Origin of the sequence: Flavobacterium sp. Root420 (assembly GCF_001427905.1) — a bacterium.
Taxonomy (GTDB): domain Bacteria; phylum Bacteroidota; class Bacteroidia; order Flavobacteriales; family Flavobacteriaceae; genus Flavobacterium.
Map to the genome: position 1 here is coordinate 51,646 of NZ_LMEF01000004.1, position 16,660 is coordinate 68,305.

Annotated in this window: 10 protein-coding genes; 3 read left to right on the forward strand and 7 right to left on the reverse strand. The window is 35.5% G+C overall.

The annotated features are described in order from the left end of the window. Positions 1-58: 58 nt before the first annotated feature. The 6 genes from ASC72_RS05095 to ASC72_RS05120 form a co-directional block, all read right to left on the reverse strand. Positions 59-1,168, reverse strand: a complete 1,110-nt coding sequence (locus ASC72_RS05095; RefSeq protein WP_056187950.1) for an endo-1,4-beta-xylanase — start codon at positions 1,166-1,168, stop codon at positions 59-61. Positions 1,169-1,280: 112 nt separating this feature from the next. Then, on the reverse strand, positions 1,281-4,151 hold the full coding sequence (locus tag ASC72_RS05100) for a glycosyl hydrolase 115 family protein (RefSeq protein WP_056187809.1): 2,871 nt from the start codon (positions 4,149-4,151) through the stop codon (positions 1,281-1,283). 315 nt (positions 4,152-4,466) lie between these two features. Continuing rightward, positions 4,467-5,630: a mannonate dehydratase gene (gene uxuA / locus ASC72_RS05105; protein ID WP_117595773.1), complete on the reverse strand. Its 1,164-nt coding sequence runs from the start codon at positions 5,628-5,630 to the stop codon at positions 4,467-4,469. Positions 5,631-5,987: 357 nt separating this feature from the next. Next, positions 5,988-6,725: an SDR family NAD(P)-dependent oxidoreductase gene (locus ASC72_RS05110; RefSeq protein ID WP_056187814.1), complete on the reverse strand. Its 738-nt coding sequence runs from the start codon at positions 6,723-6,725 to the stop codon at positions 5,988-5,990. An 18-nt stretch (positions 6,726-6,743) separates the two neighbouring features. Then, entirely contained in the window at positions 6,744-8,840 is a 2,097-nt protein-coding gene (locus tag ASC72_RS05115; RefSeq protein WP_241775634.1) for an alpha-glucuronidase family glycosyl hydrolase, read from the reverse strand. A 232-nt stretch (positions 8,841-9,072) separates the two neighbouring features. Further along, positions 9,073-10,122 carry a LacI family DNA-binding transcriptional regulator gene (locus ASC72_RS05120; RefSeq protein WP_056187823.1) on the reverse strand — a complete coding sequence of 350 codons (1,050 nt, stop codon included), beginning with the start codon at positions 10,120-10,122 and terminating at the stop codon, positions 9,073-9,075. A 253-nt stretch (positions 10,123-10,375) separates the two neighbouring features. Here ASC72_RS05120 and ASC72_RS05125 point away from each other — a divergent pair, with 253 nt between their 5' ends. Continuing rightward, positions 10,376-13,006 carry a glycoside hydrolase family 3 C-terminal domain-containing protein gene (locus tag ASC72_RS05125; protein WP_056187827.1) on the forward strand — a complete coding sequence of 877 codons (2,631 nt, stop codon included), beginning with the start codon at positions 10,376-10,378 and terminating at the stop codon, positions 13,004-13,006. A gap of 176 nt (positions 13,007-13,182) precedes the next feature. Further along, positions 13,183-14,808: a murein L,D-transpeptidase gene (locus ASC72_RS05130; RefSeq protein ID WP_056187829.1), complete on the forward strand. Its 1,626-nt coding sequence runs from the start codon at positions 13,183-13,185 to the stop codon at positions 14,806-14,808. Between the two features lie 83 nt (positions 14,809-14,891). Here the strand turns inward: ASC72_RS05130 and ASC72_RS05135 are convergent, their stop codons facing one another. Then, positions 14,892-15,863 (reverse strand): hypothetical protein, encoded by a 972-nt coding sequence (locus tag ASC72_RS05135; RefSeq protein WP_056187832.1) that lies wholly within the window; start codon positions 15,861-15,863, stop codon positions 14,892-14,894. Positions 15,864-16,273: 410 nt separating this feature from the next. On the opposite strand from ASC72_RS05135, the gene ASC72_RS05140 reads away from it, so the two are divergent. Next, complete coding sequence (locus ASC72_RS05140) at positions 16,274-16,462, forward strand: hypothetical protein (RefSeq protein WP_056187835.1); 189 nt, start codon at positions 16,274-16,276, stop codon at positions 16,460-16,462. Positions 16,463-16,660: the final 198 nt, after the last annotated feature.

The window sequence follows — 16,660 nt, forward strand, 5'->3', positions numbered from 1 at the left end:
TACATTTTTTTTTAGAAACGATCTCGTGTATTGATTCTTTAAAGCCTTGTCAATGCTACTATTCTTTTGATTTTTTTAATTTCATTACACTATCGTACGCTTTTTTCGGCTGAAGCTGTGTATCAAATAACAAAGGATAATTCGTACGACCCTTTATCGGCCAGTCATTTAACCATGATTGTCCATCATGAACACCCCAAAAAGTGACACGGCTGATTTTGTCCTTGTGTTTTAGAAATAATTTAAAAATATCTTCATAACGCTGTGCGAGCTGTGTCTGAACAGCATCCGGAAGTTTTTCTGGGTACGGATTCATTTTGGCACTTCCTTCAAAATTCTGATTTACATCTGCGCCTTGTAAATCCCATGGATTAGGTAATACTGTTATATCTAATTCTGTAAAAGCTACTTTTAGGCCCATAGCAGAATAAGCTAAAATACTTTCTTCAATTTCTTTTAACGACGGACTTTCTAATCTCCAATGCGCCTGAATACCAACACCGTCTACTTTACCACCGCCCGCTTTTACTTTTTTGATTAAATTAATTGTGCCTTGTCTTTTAGCAGGAACTTCGTTATTATAATCGTTGTAATACAAGTCGACTTTTGGATCTGCCGCTGCAGCTAATTTAAAAGCATCGGTAAGATATTGTTCACCAAGCGTAGTCAAAAAAACAGATTTTCGCAATGTTCCGTCTTCATTTAATGCTTCGTTGACAACGTCCCAGGAACCAATTCTTCCTTTGTATTTGGAAACGATCGTTGTAATATGATCTTTCATGAAAGCTTTCATTTCTGTGCTGTCTTTGATTTTCTGCATCCAGGGCGCTAACTGACTGTGCCATATTAAAGTATGGCCGTGAATAAACATTTTGTTTTTTTCGCCATAGGAAACAAATTTATCAGACATGGCAAAGTCATATTTGTCCTTTTGTGGATGTACAAACATCGACTTCATGATATTTTCTGCCGTAATTGCATTAAATTCTTTGCGAATCAATGCGTCTTCATTAGCGTTTTTTTCTTCAATTTGACTGGCACTCAAAGCAGTTCCGATATAAAAATCTTTTTTATAAGCCTCTTTTAAGGAGGTCTCTTTTTTTTGTGCCGTGCAGTTTACAAACAGCAAGGTGGTTATTGCCAGTAAACAGGGTTTAATTAATTTCATATTTTTAATTTTTTTGTTGATAGTTATTTTTTCAAACACATAGAGACATAGTTTTTCTTTGTCCATATAGGCGTTTCACTTGTTTAAAAACACATAAGCGTTCTTTGCCAAACTATTTCTTTTGAAAACTTTCTGGTGGTCCTAAATAGGTTTTTAATATTTCACCTGATGCTGTTTCAATCACAATTTTTTGGAGCACTAAAGCGGAATCAATTCCATAAAATTTCAACGTATGATTTCCTCCATTTGCTATAGTATGCGATGAGGTTATGATTTTAATATTGTTAGCCACAGACATATTCCAGTTTTTATCAGAGCTGTCTGCGTTGAGATTCATTATTTGTGGACGATCTGTATCGAAACCAATTCCGTACTTCAAACCATCACGAATTGTAAAATTAATGGTAGGAGAAAAATAAGCATGTACTTTTACTTCTCCTTTACTAAAAAAATGCACCTCATATTCTAATCGTGGTGACTGTTCAGAAATTTCAATTGGTTTAATATTAGAAGGTTTTAAAGTAAGTCCGGATTCGGTTTTCCCATTATTCGGAATTATGGTCCATTTCACCTCTGAGTTAATAGCTTTAGAATAATTTGGAGCTTCAATTGATATGAAACCATTGTTCTCTACAAAACCTTTTATTTCGCTTAAATCAATATTTTTAGTATTTACAATTATAGTGAAGTTTTGATTATTGGCTGAAACTGTAAATTGACTTTTGGCGTCGTTTTTAGTAGCTTTCTTCCAGTCTATGCTAACCAATATTCTTTCTTCGGAATTGATTTTTCCTTTTGCTTTGGAGAATTTAATCCAGTTTTCTTTAGACGTTATTTTGAAGTCAAAAGGAATAGTTCCTCTGTTGAAGATGTCTATGAAATAAGATTTGTTTTCAGCCGAATTAAAAGTGGGCAAAACAGCTTCTGTTGCAGTATTGGGCCACCAATTTTCAGAACCTTCAGTTGCAATTCCGGCTTCTGCTTTGTTTGGTAATTCAATAGTTTTCGTTTCCGGAATCACATTGTTTTTTGGTTCCTGCCACGAAGTATAACCAATGTGCGTCTGCGCCATCATATGATTCCACTTGCCGTTTGCCAGTTTGGTATGATAATAATTCGTCAGTAAACTATCTTTTTGAAATAATTCTTTTACCTGTTTTGCATACGCATTTGCAGAAGCTCTTCCCTGACTCGCGTAAAGCTTATTTTTAGCCGTTGCAACATACAATTCATTCAAATTTGCACTTGCCAACACCGGAAATAATACCAATTGATAAAAAGCGTCTTTGTATTCCGGTTTTATTTTTTCATTGATTGCATTGGCTTTGTCAACCAATATTTTATAATCGGCTAGAACGGTTTCTGCTTCGTTATAATTGGTAATGCTATAGGTTTTCTCATTCATCAATTCCGGTTTTCGTCTGGAATTGTATTTCGTGTACAATTTTATAATTTCAGCAATTTCCTCCGTATTCTGATTATCAAAATTTTCTTTCGCCCATTGTGTATAATATTGATCTAAATTCCCGGCATTCCATTTTTCCGGATTCCAGGCCATGTCAAGGAAAAACTCTGTTGGAAATTCCATCGGTTTGATATCACCCACATTGACTATCCAAATTTTATCGACACCGTGCTGGTACGCCAAATCCATTTGTTCCCAGGTACGTTCGATTTGATTGGTGTTGATCCATTTGTAATTTCGGGGTCCGCCAACATAATCAAAATGATAATAGATACCGTAACCGCCTTTTCTTGGTTTGGCGTTTAGTTCCGGTAATTTCCTGATATTTCCCCAATTGTCATCACACAATAAAAGTGTAATATCGTCCGGAACACGCATTCCTTTGTCATAATAATCCTGAACTTCTTTGTAAAGTGCCCACATTTGAGGCGTTTCTTCAATTGGTTTTTTGGTTGTTTCCTTTATGATTTCTCGTTGGGTTTTTACGATATTTTCCAACAAATCAATTGCGGTTCCCTGTGTCATTGGTTCATCGCCATCGCCACGCATTCCTAACGTTACAATGGTTTCTGTGTTGCCCATTCTTTTCATTCCTTCCTTCCAAAACGAAATCAGGTTTTCAGAATTGGTACTAAAATCCCATTTTCCTTTCCCTAATTTTGCCCATTCTGCATGTGCTCTTGTCAATGGTTCATGATGCGAAGTTCCCATTACAATTCCGTATTCATCGGCCAAAACAGCATTTTGAGGATCATCGACATAAAACATTCTTCCCCACATCGATGGCCATAAATAATTGCCTTTCATTCTAAGAATCAATTCAAAAACCTTATCGTAGAATTTCGCATTAAATCCGCCATACGTATCAAACGCCCAGCCTGATAAAGCCGGAGCTTCGTCATTAATAAAAATGCCGCGGTATTTTACTTTTGGTTCTCCATTAGAATGAGTTCCACTCAAAACATGCAATTCTGATTGTTTTTTCACAGGAACATCTGCCCAGAAATACCAGGGAGAAATACCAACCTGATTCGACAAATCGTACATTCCATAAATTGTTCCTCTTTTATCTGAACCTGCAATCACCAACGCTTTTTTAATGCCGCCTGAAGGATTATCAACAATTTGAGTAGTGAATTTTTCCCATTTTCCTTTCAGCTGACTCGCATCAATTTTTCCGTCCCGCACCAATTGATCTATGATTTCGCTTTTTCCGATTGTTCCGATAATAACAACATAATCACTCGCTTCTGAAATTGTATTGATTTGTTTTGGATGTAAACTGGTTACTTTAAAAAGATCATTTTCTAAATGTCCGGCAACGCGCAAAACTCCGGGATAATCATTATTACTTATTAAAATAGAAGCCACTTTTCCTTTTGATGCCAAAGGGAAATTTTCTGCAGAAGCTTTGTTTACTACATATTTTTCTCCGTTTAATGCATACGAATTTGTGCTAATGCTGAAAAGGAAAAGCATTAGGATTATTGGGAGTAAAGGAGATTTTAGTAAATGCATGATAATTTTTATTAATTAATTGTAACAGTTTTGACCACAATCTTGAATCTAACAGTTGACCACAATCTTGTCATCCCGAGGAACGAGGGATCACACTAGAAATTCCGCAAAGTAAATCGCCAATCTTTATCGAGCTACTTGCGGGGATCCCTCGTTCCTCGGGATGACATAAAGTGCGTATACTCATCTCAATTTAAACCAATCTTTGTCGAGTTTCGTGTGTGATCCCTCGTTCCTCGGGATCACAAAATGTGCATACAAACTTAACTTCATCAGATACCTAACAGGTTTTTAAAACCTGTTAGGATACTTAGATTACAAATTCAATTTATAAGCAATTCCCATTTCCAGTCCTCTTAATTCGGCCAGACCTTTTAATCTTCCAACCAAAGAATAACCCGGATAGGTTTCTGTTTTTTCATCCACCGCATGCAAAAATCCGTGATCCGGACGCATGGGTAAACTCACTTTTCTTTTATTCATCAATAAAAGCAGTTTTTCAACGATAACTGCCATTTTTGAATCGCCATTTAAATGTTCTGATTCCCTAAAAATAGTTGCGCTTTCGCGGATGGTATTTCGAAGGTGTAAAAAGTGAATTCTATCTCCGAAATCATCGATTATTTTCTCCAGATTATTTTCTGGATCTGCACCCAAAGAACCTGTGCAATAACACAATCCGTTTGCATTGGAAGGAACGGCTTCAAAAATTGCTTTGATATCTTTTTCTGTTGAAACAATTCGCGGTAATCCTAAAACTGAAAACGGTGGATCGTCCGGATGAATTGCCAATTTTGAACCGCATTCATCCGCAACCGGAGTTATTTCAGACAAAAAGAAAATCAGGTTTTCTCTTAGTTTATTGTTATCAATTTCAGCGTAATTATCTAAAAGGGAAAGAATTTGTTCTGCCGTAAAATTGATTTTACTGCCCGGTAATCCTAGTAAAACATTTTTAAAAAGTAACGCCTTTTCCTCTTCAGAAAGTTTATCTCCGAATTCCAGAGCCTTTGCTTTTTCTTCGTCCGAATAATCATTTTCAGCATTGGGTCTTTTCAGTAAAAACATATCAAAATAAGTAAACGCCATCTGATTGTATAACAACGCTTTGCTCCCGTCTTCATTGACAAAATTATGTTCTGTACGTACCCAGTCTAAAATCGGCATAAAATTATACGTGATGATTTTAAGTCCGCAATCTGCCAGATTTTTTAAACTGATTTTATAATTTTCGATGTATTCCAAATAAATTCCGGAAGCACGTTTTATTTCTTCATGAACCGGCAAACTTTCCACAACTGTCCATTCCAAGCCTGCTTCTTTGATGATTTGCTGTCTTTCTTTAATATCTTCGATTGTCCAGATTTCCCCAACGGGAATCTGGTGCAAAGCCGTTACGATTCCGGTTGCGCCAGCCTGCCTGATATCTAGTAAAGTAACGCCATCCTGAGGGCCAAACCAACGCATGGTTTGTTGCATTTTTATCATAATACTAACTTTAATTTTCTAAACACCTTTAATTTTTTAAACACATAGAGACATAGCTTGACATGATGTTGAAAAAAGACATTTCATTTGTTTAAAAACACATAGCTGGCTATGTGTAGCTGTGTTATTTATTATTTTATATTTTTTGAATAAACCTATGTTTTATGTTTTAACGGATTAAATTTTAAACACATAGAGACATAACTTTCCTTGGTATTGAAAAAAGATATTTTTAAAAAAAACTAGATTTTAACACATAGCTAATATGTTTTAAAACTAGTGAAACGCCTTTACCGCCAGACAAAATCTATGTTTCTATGTGTTTAAATATCTTTCAATATATCTATTTTAAAACCCAATACTGTTTCCGCCATCAACTGGTAAAACGGTTCCGGTTGTATATTTTGATTCGCTTAAAGCGAAATAGTAAACAGCATCTGCAATGTCTGATGGTTCCCCTAAAAATCCCATTGGTGTTCTTCCCAGTACTTTATTTTTTCTTTCCGGATCGTTATCAAGTGCCGTAGAAGACATTTTTGTTTTGATAAAGCCCGGAGCGATACAGTTTACACGAACGCCAAACGGTGCCAATTCTACTGCCATTGCTCTGGTCATCGATTCGATTGCTCCTTTACTTGCTGAATACGCAATTACTTTCGGAATACCATATTGCGATGCCATCGAACTAATGTTGATGATACTTCCGCCTTTATTTTCTTTCATATTTTTTACAACGGCTTTACTAACTGCAAAAACACTTAAAAGATTGGTGTGAATTACAGATAAAAAATCTTCATCAGTCACATCCAAAAATTCTTTTTTAAGGTTGATTCCAGCGTTATTTACCAAAATATCAATCGAATTTTCTTTGATAATATTCTCAATCATAGCTGGAATTCCTGCAAGATTATTTAAGTCGTAAATAACCGGAATTGCATTGGCTCCAATTTCTTTGCAGGCATCTTCTGTTTTCTCTTTTGATCTTCCAATTATATAGGTTTTGATTCCGTTATCACATAATTTCTTTGCTGTTGCAAAACCCAAACCCGAATTCCCTCCGGTTACAATTGCTGTTTTTGTGCTCATATTTTTTAATTTGAATATTTAATTTCCCGGTGCAAAAGGGAATTTTAAGGATTTAAAATAATCTAAAGTTTGTGTTGGTTTCTCTACTCCAGCTGGCAATTCTTTACCTGAATATTGTTGGAAATAAAGCAAACACGCATCTCGCCACCATTTTGCTTCTTTATACTGAATTTCTAATAACATCTGTACTTCTTTAAAACGCTCTGAGTCAACAAATTTCTCGGTTTTATTCCAAACATTCTGCATGGCTGCCACCTGATTTACGCCTTCCTGATATTTTAACGCCAAACCATTCCAAAGCGTTTGTCCGTTTTTCAATTTATAATCCCAGGAAACATGATGAAACCATAATAAATCTTTTTCGGGACAGGTTTCTAAATTATCAAAAATTTTGGCTACTTCAGGTGCATATTGTGCTGTGGCATTGGTTCCGGTTTTAGAGCGGTCAAAACCAAGACCGTTTTTATCTGCTTTATGATAATATACCGGATTCCATTCTGGTCGCGATAAATTTGAAACCCACGGACCCGGACCGTAATGGTGACCGGTATCCATAATATGATGCAAACCAAGCGGTGTCATATAATTGACAACTGCTTCACGCGATTCCAGCATCATTGCTGCAACTGGTTTAATGAAATTTTCATCATTAGAGAAAGTACATCGCAACCATTCATCAGCAATAACATCTGCATCTAAATTTGGATTCCACGCCAATCTTCCAAAGCCATACCAATTTGCCTGTGCAAAAGGATGTCCGGTCCAGTTTAAATCATTTCCGATGTTCGAAACCCCTGCAATTCCGGTCAGTTTTGTTTTCGTTAAAGTGCCATCAATAACCTTGGCAACCGTCGTACCTTTTCCTTTTTGATAGGTATCTGATTCTAAAACTTCCTGAAATAATTTTGGAAGAAAAACCAAATGTGTACTAAAACCTAAATATTCCTGCGTGATTTGAAACTCCATCATCAAAGGTGTTTTGGGCATGGCTCCAAACATGGGATGAAAAGGCTCGCGAGGCTGAAAATCGATCGCGCCATTTTTCACCTGAACGATTACATTGTCTCTAAATTTTCCATCGTACGGTACAAATTCGGCATAAGCTTGTTTGGCTCTGTCATTGGCATCATGTTCTGAATACACAAAAGCGCGCCACATAATTATACCACCAAAAGGCGCAACGGCATCAGCCAGCATATTTGCTCCGTCAACGTGATCTCTTCCATAATTCTGAGGGCCGGGTTGTCCTTCTGAGTTTGCTTTTACCAGAAATCCGCCAAAATCAGGAATTCTTTTATAAATTTCTTTGGCTTTGTTTTTCCACCAATTGGCTACGTCAATGTCTTTTGGATCTGCTGTTTTTAAACCTCCAATTTCGATTGGTGCCGAAAAACGGGCAGTTAAATAGACTTTTATTCCGTATGGTCTGAATACATTGGCGAGAGCTTCAACTTTTTCTAAATATTGAGGTGTTAAGATTAAAGCATTCGCATTTACATTGGTCAAAACTGTTCCGTTAATTCCGATTGACGCATTTGCTCTTGCATAATCGATATAACGCTGATCTATAAAATCAGGTAGTTTTTGCCAGTTCCATAAAGAGAAACCAGCGTAACCGCGTTCGACAGTTCGGTCTAAATTATCCCAGTGATTTAAGATTCTGATATTCGTTTTTGGTGCGTCAACAATGTTTAATTTTTTGATAGACTTATTGGTTTGAACCAATCTCAAAAAATTATAAACGCCATATAAAACGCCAATATCTTTTTTACCCGTAATGATAATCTGATTTTTATTTTTTATCGAAATGGATTTTATGATAAACCCTTCCTCATTAATCTGATCAAAATTTCCAATTTCCTTTTGAATTTCAGGACTTAGTACTTCTTTAGATCCAATAATGATATTTTTACCTCCTTCCGCTTTTGATTTAATACCAATTTTATTTCCGAACATTTCGCTTAATCCAACTTCTAATTCTTTTGAAGCAATTTTTGAAGTTTCAGAATTCCCTAAAGAAACGATTCCCTGAACATCAGCCAAATATTTTGAAACGATTTCAGTACTTGTTTTCTTATCATACTGAAGCCATAATTTATAATCTTTCTGAGCCATTGTTTTAAATGAAAACAAAAGCAGAAAAATTGAGAGTATAAATAAATGTTTCTTTGGATATCGCATCAGCTGTTTTTTGAATGATTAAATTTAAAAGTTGCAATCGGTTGCGTAAAAATATAGCATTGCATTTTAAGAAAAAAATTTTACATCAAAATTTTTCATTGAATAGAAATTGTTTTGTAAAAAAAAGGAATACCTGGCAGGAGCTTTTCAATATATCAGAAGAAAATTACTTTCCTCTATTCGAAGAAGCACGAACTAAAACTTCAGTGTTTAAAAAAGTCACCTCTGTAATATCATCTTTTTTTGGAGTAGCAGGATTCTTTTTAGCCGACTTTAAATGGTTCAGTATTTTCTTGGCTGAGGTCTGCCCCATCTTTACTGCCGGGTGCGAAATAGTAGTTAATCCCGGATCAATAATAGACGCAATCGGATCATCATTGAAACCAATTATAGCTATATCCTTCGGAATTTTCAAGCCTCTTCTTTTCGCTACCTGAATGGCACCAACTGCAGCAGTATCGTTTGAAGCAAAGATACCATCAGGCGGATTTGGCAAATCAAATAAAGCATTAGCAACAACTTCACCTTCTTCAAAAGACAAGTTGGTTTCTGTTATAAGACTCTCATCTACAATTAGATTAGCTTCTAATAAAGCATCGATATAACCTCTTTTTCGTTCGCTATAGGTATTTCGGTATTGCGAACCTGTAATGTGGGCAATTCTGGTACAACCCTGTTCAATCAAATGTTTTGTTGCTTTATAACCGGCAGAATAATTATCAATCATAACACGATAGGTGCTAAAATCTTTAGGCACCCTGTCAACAAAAACCAAAGGAATATTTTTATCTATAAACTTCTGAAAATGACCAGTATCGCGTGTAGCCATTGCCAACGAGCAAATTATACCACAAACCCGGCTGTCGTAAAGCGCCTTTGATAAATTAACCTCATCTTCATAAGAATCATGGCTTTGCGTAATCATAACGCTATAACCCGCTTTTTGAGCAACTTCTTCAATACCGCTTATAAGTGATGAAATAAAAGGCCTATTAATTCGGGTTACTAAAACCCCAATGATTTTGGTCGAATTTCCACGTAAACCAGCCGCCAAAATATTAGGGCGAAACCCCATTTCCTCAGCAACTTTTTTTACTTTTTTTATGGTTTTATCACTAATCGTAGGATGATCTTTTAAAGCGCGTGAAATCGTCGAAGTCGCCAAATTCATTCGCTGCGCAATATCATAAATGGTAACATCTCTACTTTCTTCCATAAAATTTTATAAATAAAATAATGGGATTTCACATTGTAAATCAACATTAAAATTTGCCTGACTTCCTATTTCCGCTATTTCTGAGAAATAAATTCCTGATAAATTTTCTGTAAAATTAAATTATTTTTTCTTTCTTTACACAATCGGTTGCAATAAAGTTTTATAATAAAAATATACCTCCTTTTTAGGGAATTTTAGTAAGTGTGTATAATACTTTAAAAATTAAATAAAAATGGTTTAAAAAAAATATCCTATGAAAAAATCAATCACTCTTTATCAAATCATACTATTTTCTTTTCTTTCAATCTATGCTAGTGCACAGGATAAAAAAGAGAAATTTCCTTTTCAAAATACAACTTTAAGCTTTGAAACCAGAGTAAACGATCTTGTAAACCGTTTGACTTTGGAAGAAAAAGTTTCGCAAATGCTGAATTCATCCCCGGCAATTGTGAGATTAGACATTCCGGCTTACGACTGGTGGAATGAAACACTTCATGGTGTTGCAAGAACTCCTTTTAAAACCACTGTATATCCGCAGGCTATTGCCATGGCAGCCACTTTTGATAAAAATTCGCTTTTTAAAATGGCCGATTATTCCGCTTTGGAAGGAAGAGCGATTTACAATAAAGCGGTTGAGTTAGGCCGAACCAATGAACGTTATCTTGGCCTTACGTACTGGACACCCAATATCAATATTTTTCGTGATCCTCGTTGGGGACGCGGACAGGAAACCTATGGCGAAGACCCGTTTTTGACTGCTACTTTAGGCGATTTCTTTGTTAAAGGATTACAAGGAGATGATCCAAAATATCTAAAAGCCGCAGCCTGTGCGAAGCATTATGCCGTTCACAGCGGTCCTGAACCTTTACGCCATACTTTTGATGTTGATGTAACGCCTTATGAACTTTGGGATACCTATTTACCAGCATTTAAAAAATTGGTAACCGAATCTAAGGTTGCCGGTGTAATGTGTGCGTACAATGCTTTCAGAACACAGCCTTGTTGTGCCAGCGATATTTTGATGACGGATATTTTGCGCAAGCAATGGAAATTTGATGGTTATGTAACTTCAGATTGTTGGGCGATTGACGATTTCTTCAAAAATCATAAAACACATCTGGATGCGGCGTCTGCTTCTGCAGATGCAGTTTTCCATGGAACGGATATTGACTGCGGAACAGACGCTTACAAAGCTTTGGTACAAGCAGTAAAAACCGGAAAAATACCGGAATCACAAATTGATATTTCGGTAAAACGACTTTTCATGATTCGTTTCCGATTAGGAATGTTTGATCCTGTCGAAATGGTAAAATATGCCCAGACGCCAGCTTCTGTATTAGAAAGTGCCCCACATCAGGAACATGCTTTAAAAATGGCCCATCAATCGATGGTTTTGCTTAAAAATGAAAACAATACGTTGCCTCTGAGTAAAAAAATAAAAAAGATAGCAGTTCTGGGTCCAAATGCAGATAATTCGATTTCTATTTTAGGGAATTACAACGGAACACCTTCCAAACTATCAACTGTGTTACAAGGCATTAAAGATAAATTAGGCGCCAACACTGAAGTGATTTATGAGAAAGCCATCAATTTTACAAACGATACCTTATTAGTGTATGCTGATGTTAAAAACCAATATGCTTTTGAAGGTAAACAAGGCTTTAAAGCGGAATATTTCAATAACAAGGATCTTGCAGGAAAACCTGAAGTTACAAGGATAGAAACGGAATTGAATCATTTTTGGCAGGAAGGCCAGGCGGTTGTTCAAAACATCAAAGCCAATAATTTTTCGGCGCGATATACGACCAACTTTACGGCAGCTGAAGATGGAAGCATTACTTTTGAACTGGCTGCAGACGACGGCTACCGTTTTCTTGTAAATGGAAAAGAAGAACTAAATGCCTGGTCAAAAAACAGATGGGGCGGACAAACTTTTGAACTGAAAACAACAAAAGGAACTGCTTATAATTTGGTAGTGGAATATTGGCAGGGAGAAGGAAAAGGTAACGTTGCCCTGAATGCCGGAAATTATAAAAAAACCGATTTTACAGCGCTTGTCAATCGCTTAAAAGATGTAGATGCATTTATTTTCGTCGGCGGAATTTCACCTCAATTAGAAGGTGAAGAAATGAAAGTAAATTTTCCGGGTTTTAAAGGTGGAGACCGTACTTCGATTTTATTGCCAGCGGTACAAACTGAATTGATGAAAGCACTTCAAAAGACAGGGAAACCAGTTATTTTCGTCATGATGACCGGAAGCGCAATCGCTATTCCGTGGGAAGCTCAAAATGTTTCTGCTATTGTAAATGCGTGGTATGGCGGACAGGCAGCCGGAACAGCCGTGGCGGATATTCTTTTTGGAGATTATAATCCGGGTGGAAGATTGCCAATTACGTTTTACAAAGGCGACTTGGACTTACCTGAATTTGTAGATTATAAAATGGATAACAGAACCTATCGTTATTTTAAAGGAACTCCACTTTACAGTTTTGGATACGGTTTGAGTTATACTACCTTCAAATATGATGAGCTAAAAATGCCATCGAAAATTGCTAAAGGAAAAAACATTTCAGTTTCTGTACGCATCACCAATACGGGCAAAATGGCCGGAGAAGAAGTAGCGCAATTGTATGTCATCAATCAAAATACAGCTATAAAGGCGCCTCTTAAAACCCTAAAAGGATTTGAGCGCATCAGTCTTAAAGCAGGAGAAAGCAAAATCATATCTTTTACACTTTCTCCGGAAGATTTATCTCATGTTACTGCTGAAGGTGTTTATCAGGAATACAATGGCGAGATTAAAATTGCCATTGGCGGTCATCAGCCGGATGAACCTAATAAATCAAGCAGTACTATTTTGACTAAAAGTCTTGTGATTCAATAAAAAATTAACTAAAAAAATCAGTTTTAAATCGGGAATAAATGAAAGAATAATACCATTTTTTTTCTAAATTTGATTGTACAAATTGGCATTCAAAACGATTTCCCCAAATCATTTTTTTAATTACCTCAACCTGCATTGACCATTTGGTAAATAGTAGTAATGTAAACTGAAAAAAAATGAAAAATTTTACTCTGACAATCTTTTTAATTTCTTGCTTTATTGTTTCTTCCTTCGGGTATTCGAAAGAGAATCGTCTTTCCGGGAATAAGAAAGCAGTTTTTTTTATTCCCAATATTTCTTTTGATAACTATGCCGCGCCAACTATTGACAATGCCACCTTGTTGGCCTTTTTTAAAAAATATTCCCAATTAAAAGACTATCAAAACGATGTTTCAGCCCTTTATAAAGACAGATCGTATAAAGCCATTTGGTACAGTGGGAATGACATAAACGAATTTGGGCATTTAATGTATCATAAGTTAAATTCAACTTATGAAGAAGGCGTTCAGATTAAAATTCCCTATAAAAATAAAATCGATGAGGTTTTTGATGAAGATTCAACTGATAAAGTGTCAGAATCAGACACCGAACTTTTATTGAGCTCTATGTACATCCTTTATGCGAAACATGTGTATCAGGGAATGGATGCAGCTGCACAGAATAAACTTGAATGGTATTTGCCAAAGAAAAAAATATCGTATGAGACTTTATTAGATTCTATTTCCAGTAATCCGAATTTGTTAGATCAAAATAATCATGTGCTTTTTAGTCAATATTATAAACTTCAGGAAGTTCTTAAAAAATATCGTGAAATCGAAAAGAACAATACCTGGACTACAATTGAAATGGATACGCCTTTTAAAGATTTAAGGCCAGATGACACCTCAAAAACAATTGCACAAATCAGAACACGATTGTTTGTTATTGGTGACTTAGCGAATGATTCTAAAAGCAACTTTTATGATCGGGAACTGATGGATGCCATCATGAAGTACAAAGCTAGATATGTGCTGACTCCAAACTATATTATCACCAAAGATCATATCAATCAAATGAATGAACCTATAAGTGATCGTATCAAAACGCTGATGTTAAACATGGAGCGCTGCCGATGGATTCCACCAACCCTGGAAAACCAAAGCGAATATGTTATGGTTAATATTCCGTCATTTCGATTATATTATGTTAGAAACGGGAATTATGATATTGTCTCCAATGTTTTCATAGGAACACCCTTAACCCAAACTGTTATTTTTAGCGGTCAAATAGATCGTATTGTTTTTAGTCCGTATTGGTATGTGCCGAGCAGCATCATTAAAAATGAATTAAAATTGAAAATGGCAGAAGAGAAAAACTATCTGGCCGATCATAATATGGAATGGAATGGAGGAAAAGTACGGCAAAAACCCGGACCTAATAATGCCTTAGGCTTAGTGAAATTTATGTTTCCGAATCCGAATGATATCTATATGCACGACTCCCCTTCTAAAAGTTTGTTTGGTTTTGAGAAACGTATTTTCAGCCACGGTTGCATCAATGTCGAAAAAGCAAAAGAACTGGCTATTGCAATGCTAAGGGATTATCCGGACTGGCCGGTTGACAAAATAAATGAAGCTATGAGTGGCGTAAAAGAAACGCCTTGCATGCTAAAGAAAAAAGTACCAATTTATATTGGTTATTTTACCGCCTGGGTTAACAAAGATGGTGAAATTGGATTTTTTCCCGATGTTTATGAAAGAGATGTTCAGTTGAATAGTTTACTTTTTCCGCAGGATACTGGTTTTAAGACTGCTAATAATTGATTTTTTTTTAGAGAATAGAAGAAAGAGCAAAGAGTAAAGAGTATAGAAACCGCCAAAATCACAAATGATTTTTGGCGGTTTTTTTATTTTTTGGGGACACTTTTTTCTCCGTATTTGTTTATGATATAATCCGTTACTGGCCTTAACGGCTTATCATTTTCAGGATGTCTTCCGTGTGTATTAAAGAAATCTGCTTTATCACTACTTGTTTTTGCATACCAAACAATTGCTTCTCCATTTATAAAGCAGGTTGTCGTATCGCAGACTTTTATTTTTTTAAGTCCAAACTTACTTTCATCAAATCGTTCTATTTTTCCCGACATTACAAATCCTTCGGTATTTTGATCACAATCTACCATTTCAAAATGATCATTGGACCATTGCATGCATTGTTTTTGTGATAGGGCAAAATAAATAATTAAACCTAATCCAATTAAAACAACTGTAATTGCTAAGTATTTTATTTTTTTTAATATTGATTCCTTGCCTTTAGTACTAAAAGTCGATATTGGCATTGATGCTAATTCAGTTTTCTGATTGTCAAGCGGTTCGGATTCTTCCAGAACAAAATCTTTTTTTGAATCGTTTGGGTTTTCGATTTCTACTTTGTCACTCCAAATATCAGAAGAAACATCTTTACCAGAATTATCATTAACTCTCAACTCATTTATCAATTCTAAATCTTCTTCATCTATTTGTTTCCTAAATTTATTAAAAGGTCTTGGTTGAAGGTCCACAAGTATTGCGGCCAATTGAATAGTATCTTCGGTTGGCCTCTCTGTCTTACCTAAAAAAAATCTCTTAACTGCTTCTAATTTATTCAGCTCATCATCTCCAAACAAATTCTTTTTATCCCTATCAAATGGAAAATCAAAAAAAGATTCAAAAGTAAGTAAGTCCTCTTTATTAGTGTTTGATGTAAATCTTTTGATGCATAAATTTCTAAGGTTTGCAGCAGTTGGCGAACTCAAATTATTTGAATAATCCCCTTCAATTTCTTTTTCATATTTGGCTTTAATAGCTTTTCTGTAATCTTCAAAAGTAAAGTTTGACATAGGCATTTGAACTTTTTAAAACTTTTTCTAAAGTACTTTATTCTACTTTTTAGGACTTCTTTTGACTTCCTAGAACTTATCCCGACTTTAAAAAAATACATTAGACTTTCCTGACTTTCTGATCAATACAGCCCTAAACTCCACATAAATTTGCCTTAACAAAATTAGTTAACGTTTTGGTCTGCAGGTCAAAACAAATGTACAAAACTAGTTCACTTAAAAAGTATGGAAAACCGTAAGACGGAGTTTATCCGGGAAGTATAAATAAAATCTTACTGTTCTACATACTTCACTTCCCAAACAAAAATTCAAAAACATTCCGCAGGGTGCGGTTTGAAAATCAGCACAAAAAAATTCGATTTCATTATCGAACAGGCTGATCTACGTCCAATTTTTAACAACGAAGTAAGATGAAAAAAGTTTATATATTAGCGTGTTTAGTTGCCAGTGGGGCATTCGTATCTTGTACAAATGATGAAGAAACATCAGATAACAAGTCTGCAACTGAAGTAAAAAAAGAAATTAGTCCTGCAACTCCATCCTATGCTGATGGTCCTGGAGATGATCCAATCATTATTCAGCCACCAAAAAAAGACTAATTAAAAATCTTTAGTACATAATAAATAAGTAATTTCGGGGAAAGTAAATTAAATGTTACGATCCCCGATTTTTTGTTTGCTTATCTTTTTCTTCCTTATTTCTTGTAAGGACAAAACTCCTATAAGCACTACTGTAAATCCAAATAAAAAAGAAGCCTCTCTTTTACAGGAAAAAGCAATAGCTCATTTCCAAAAAAG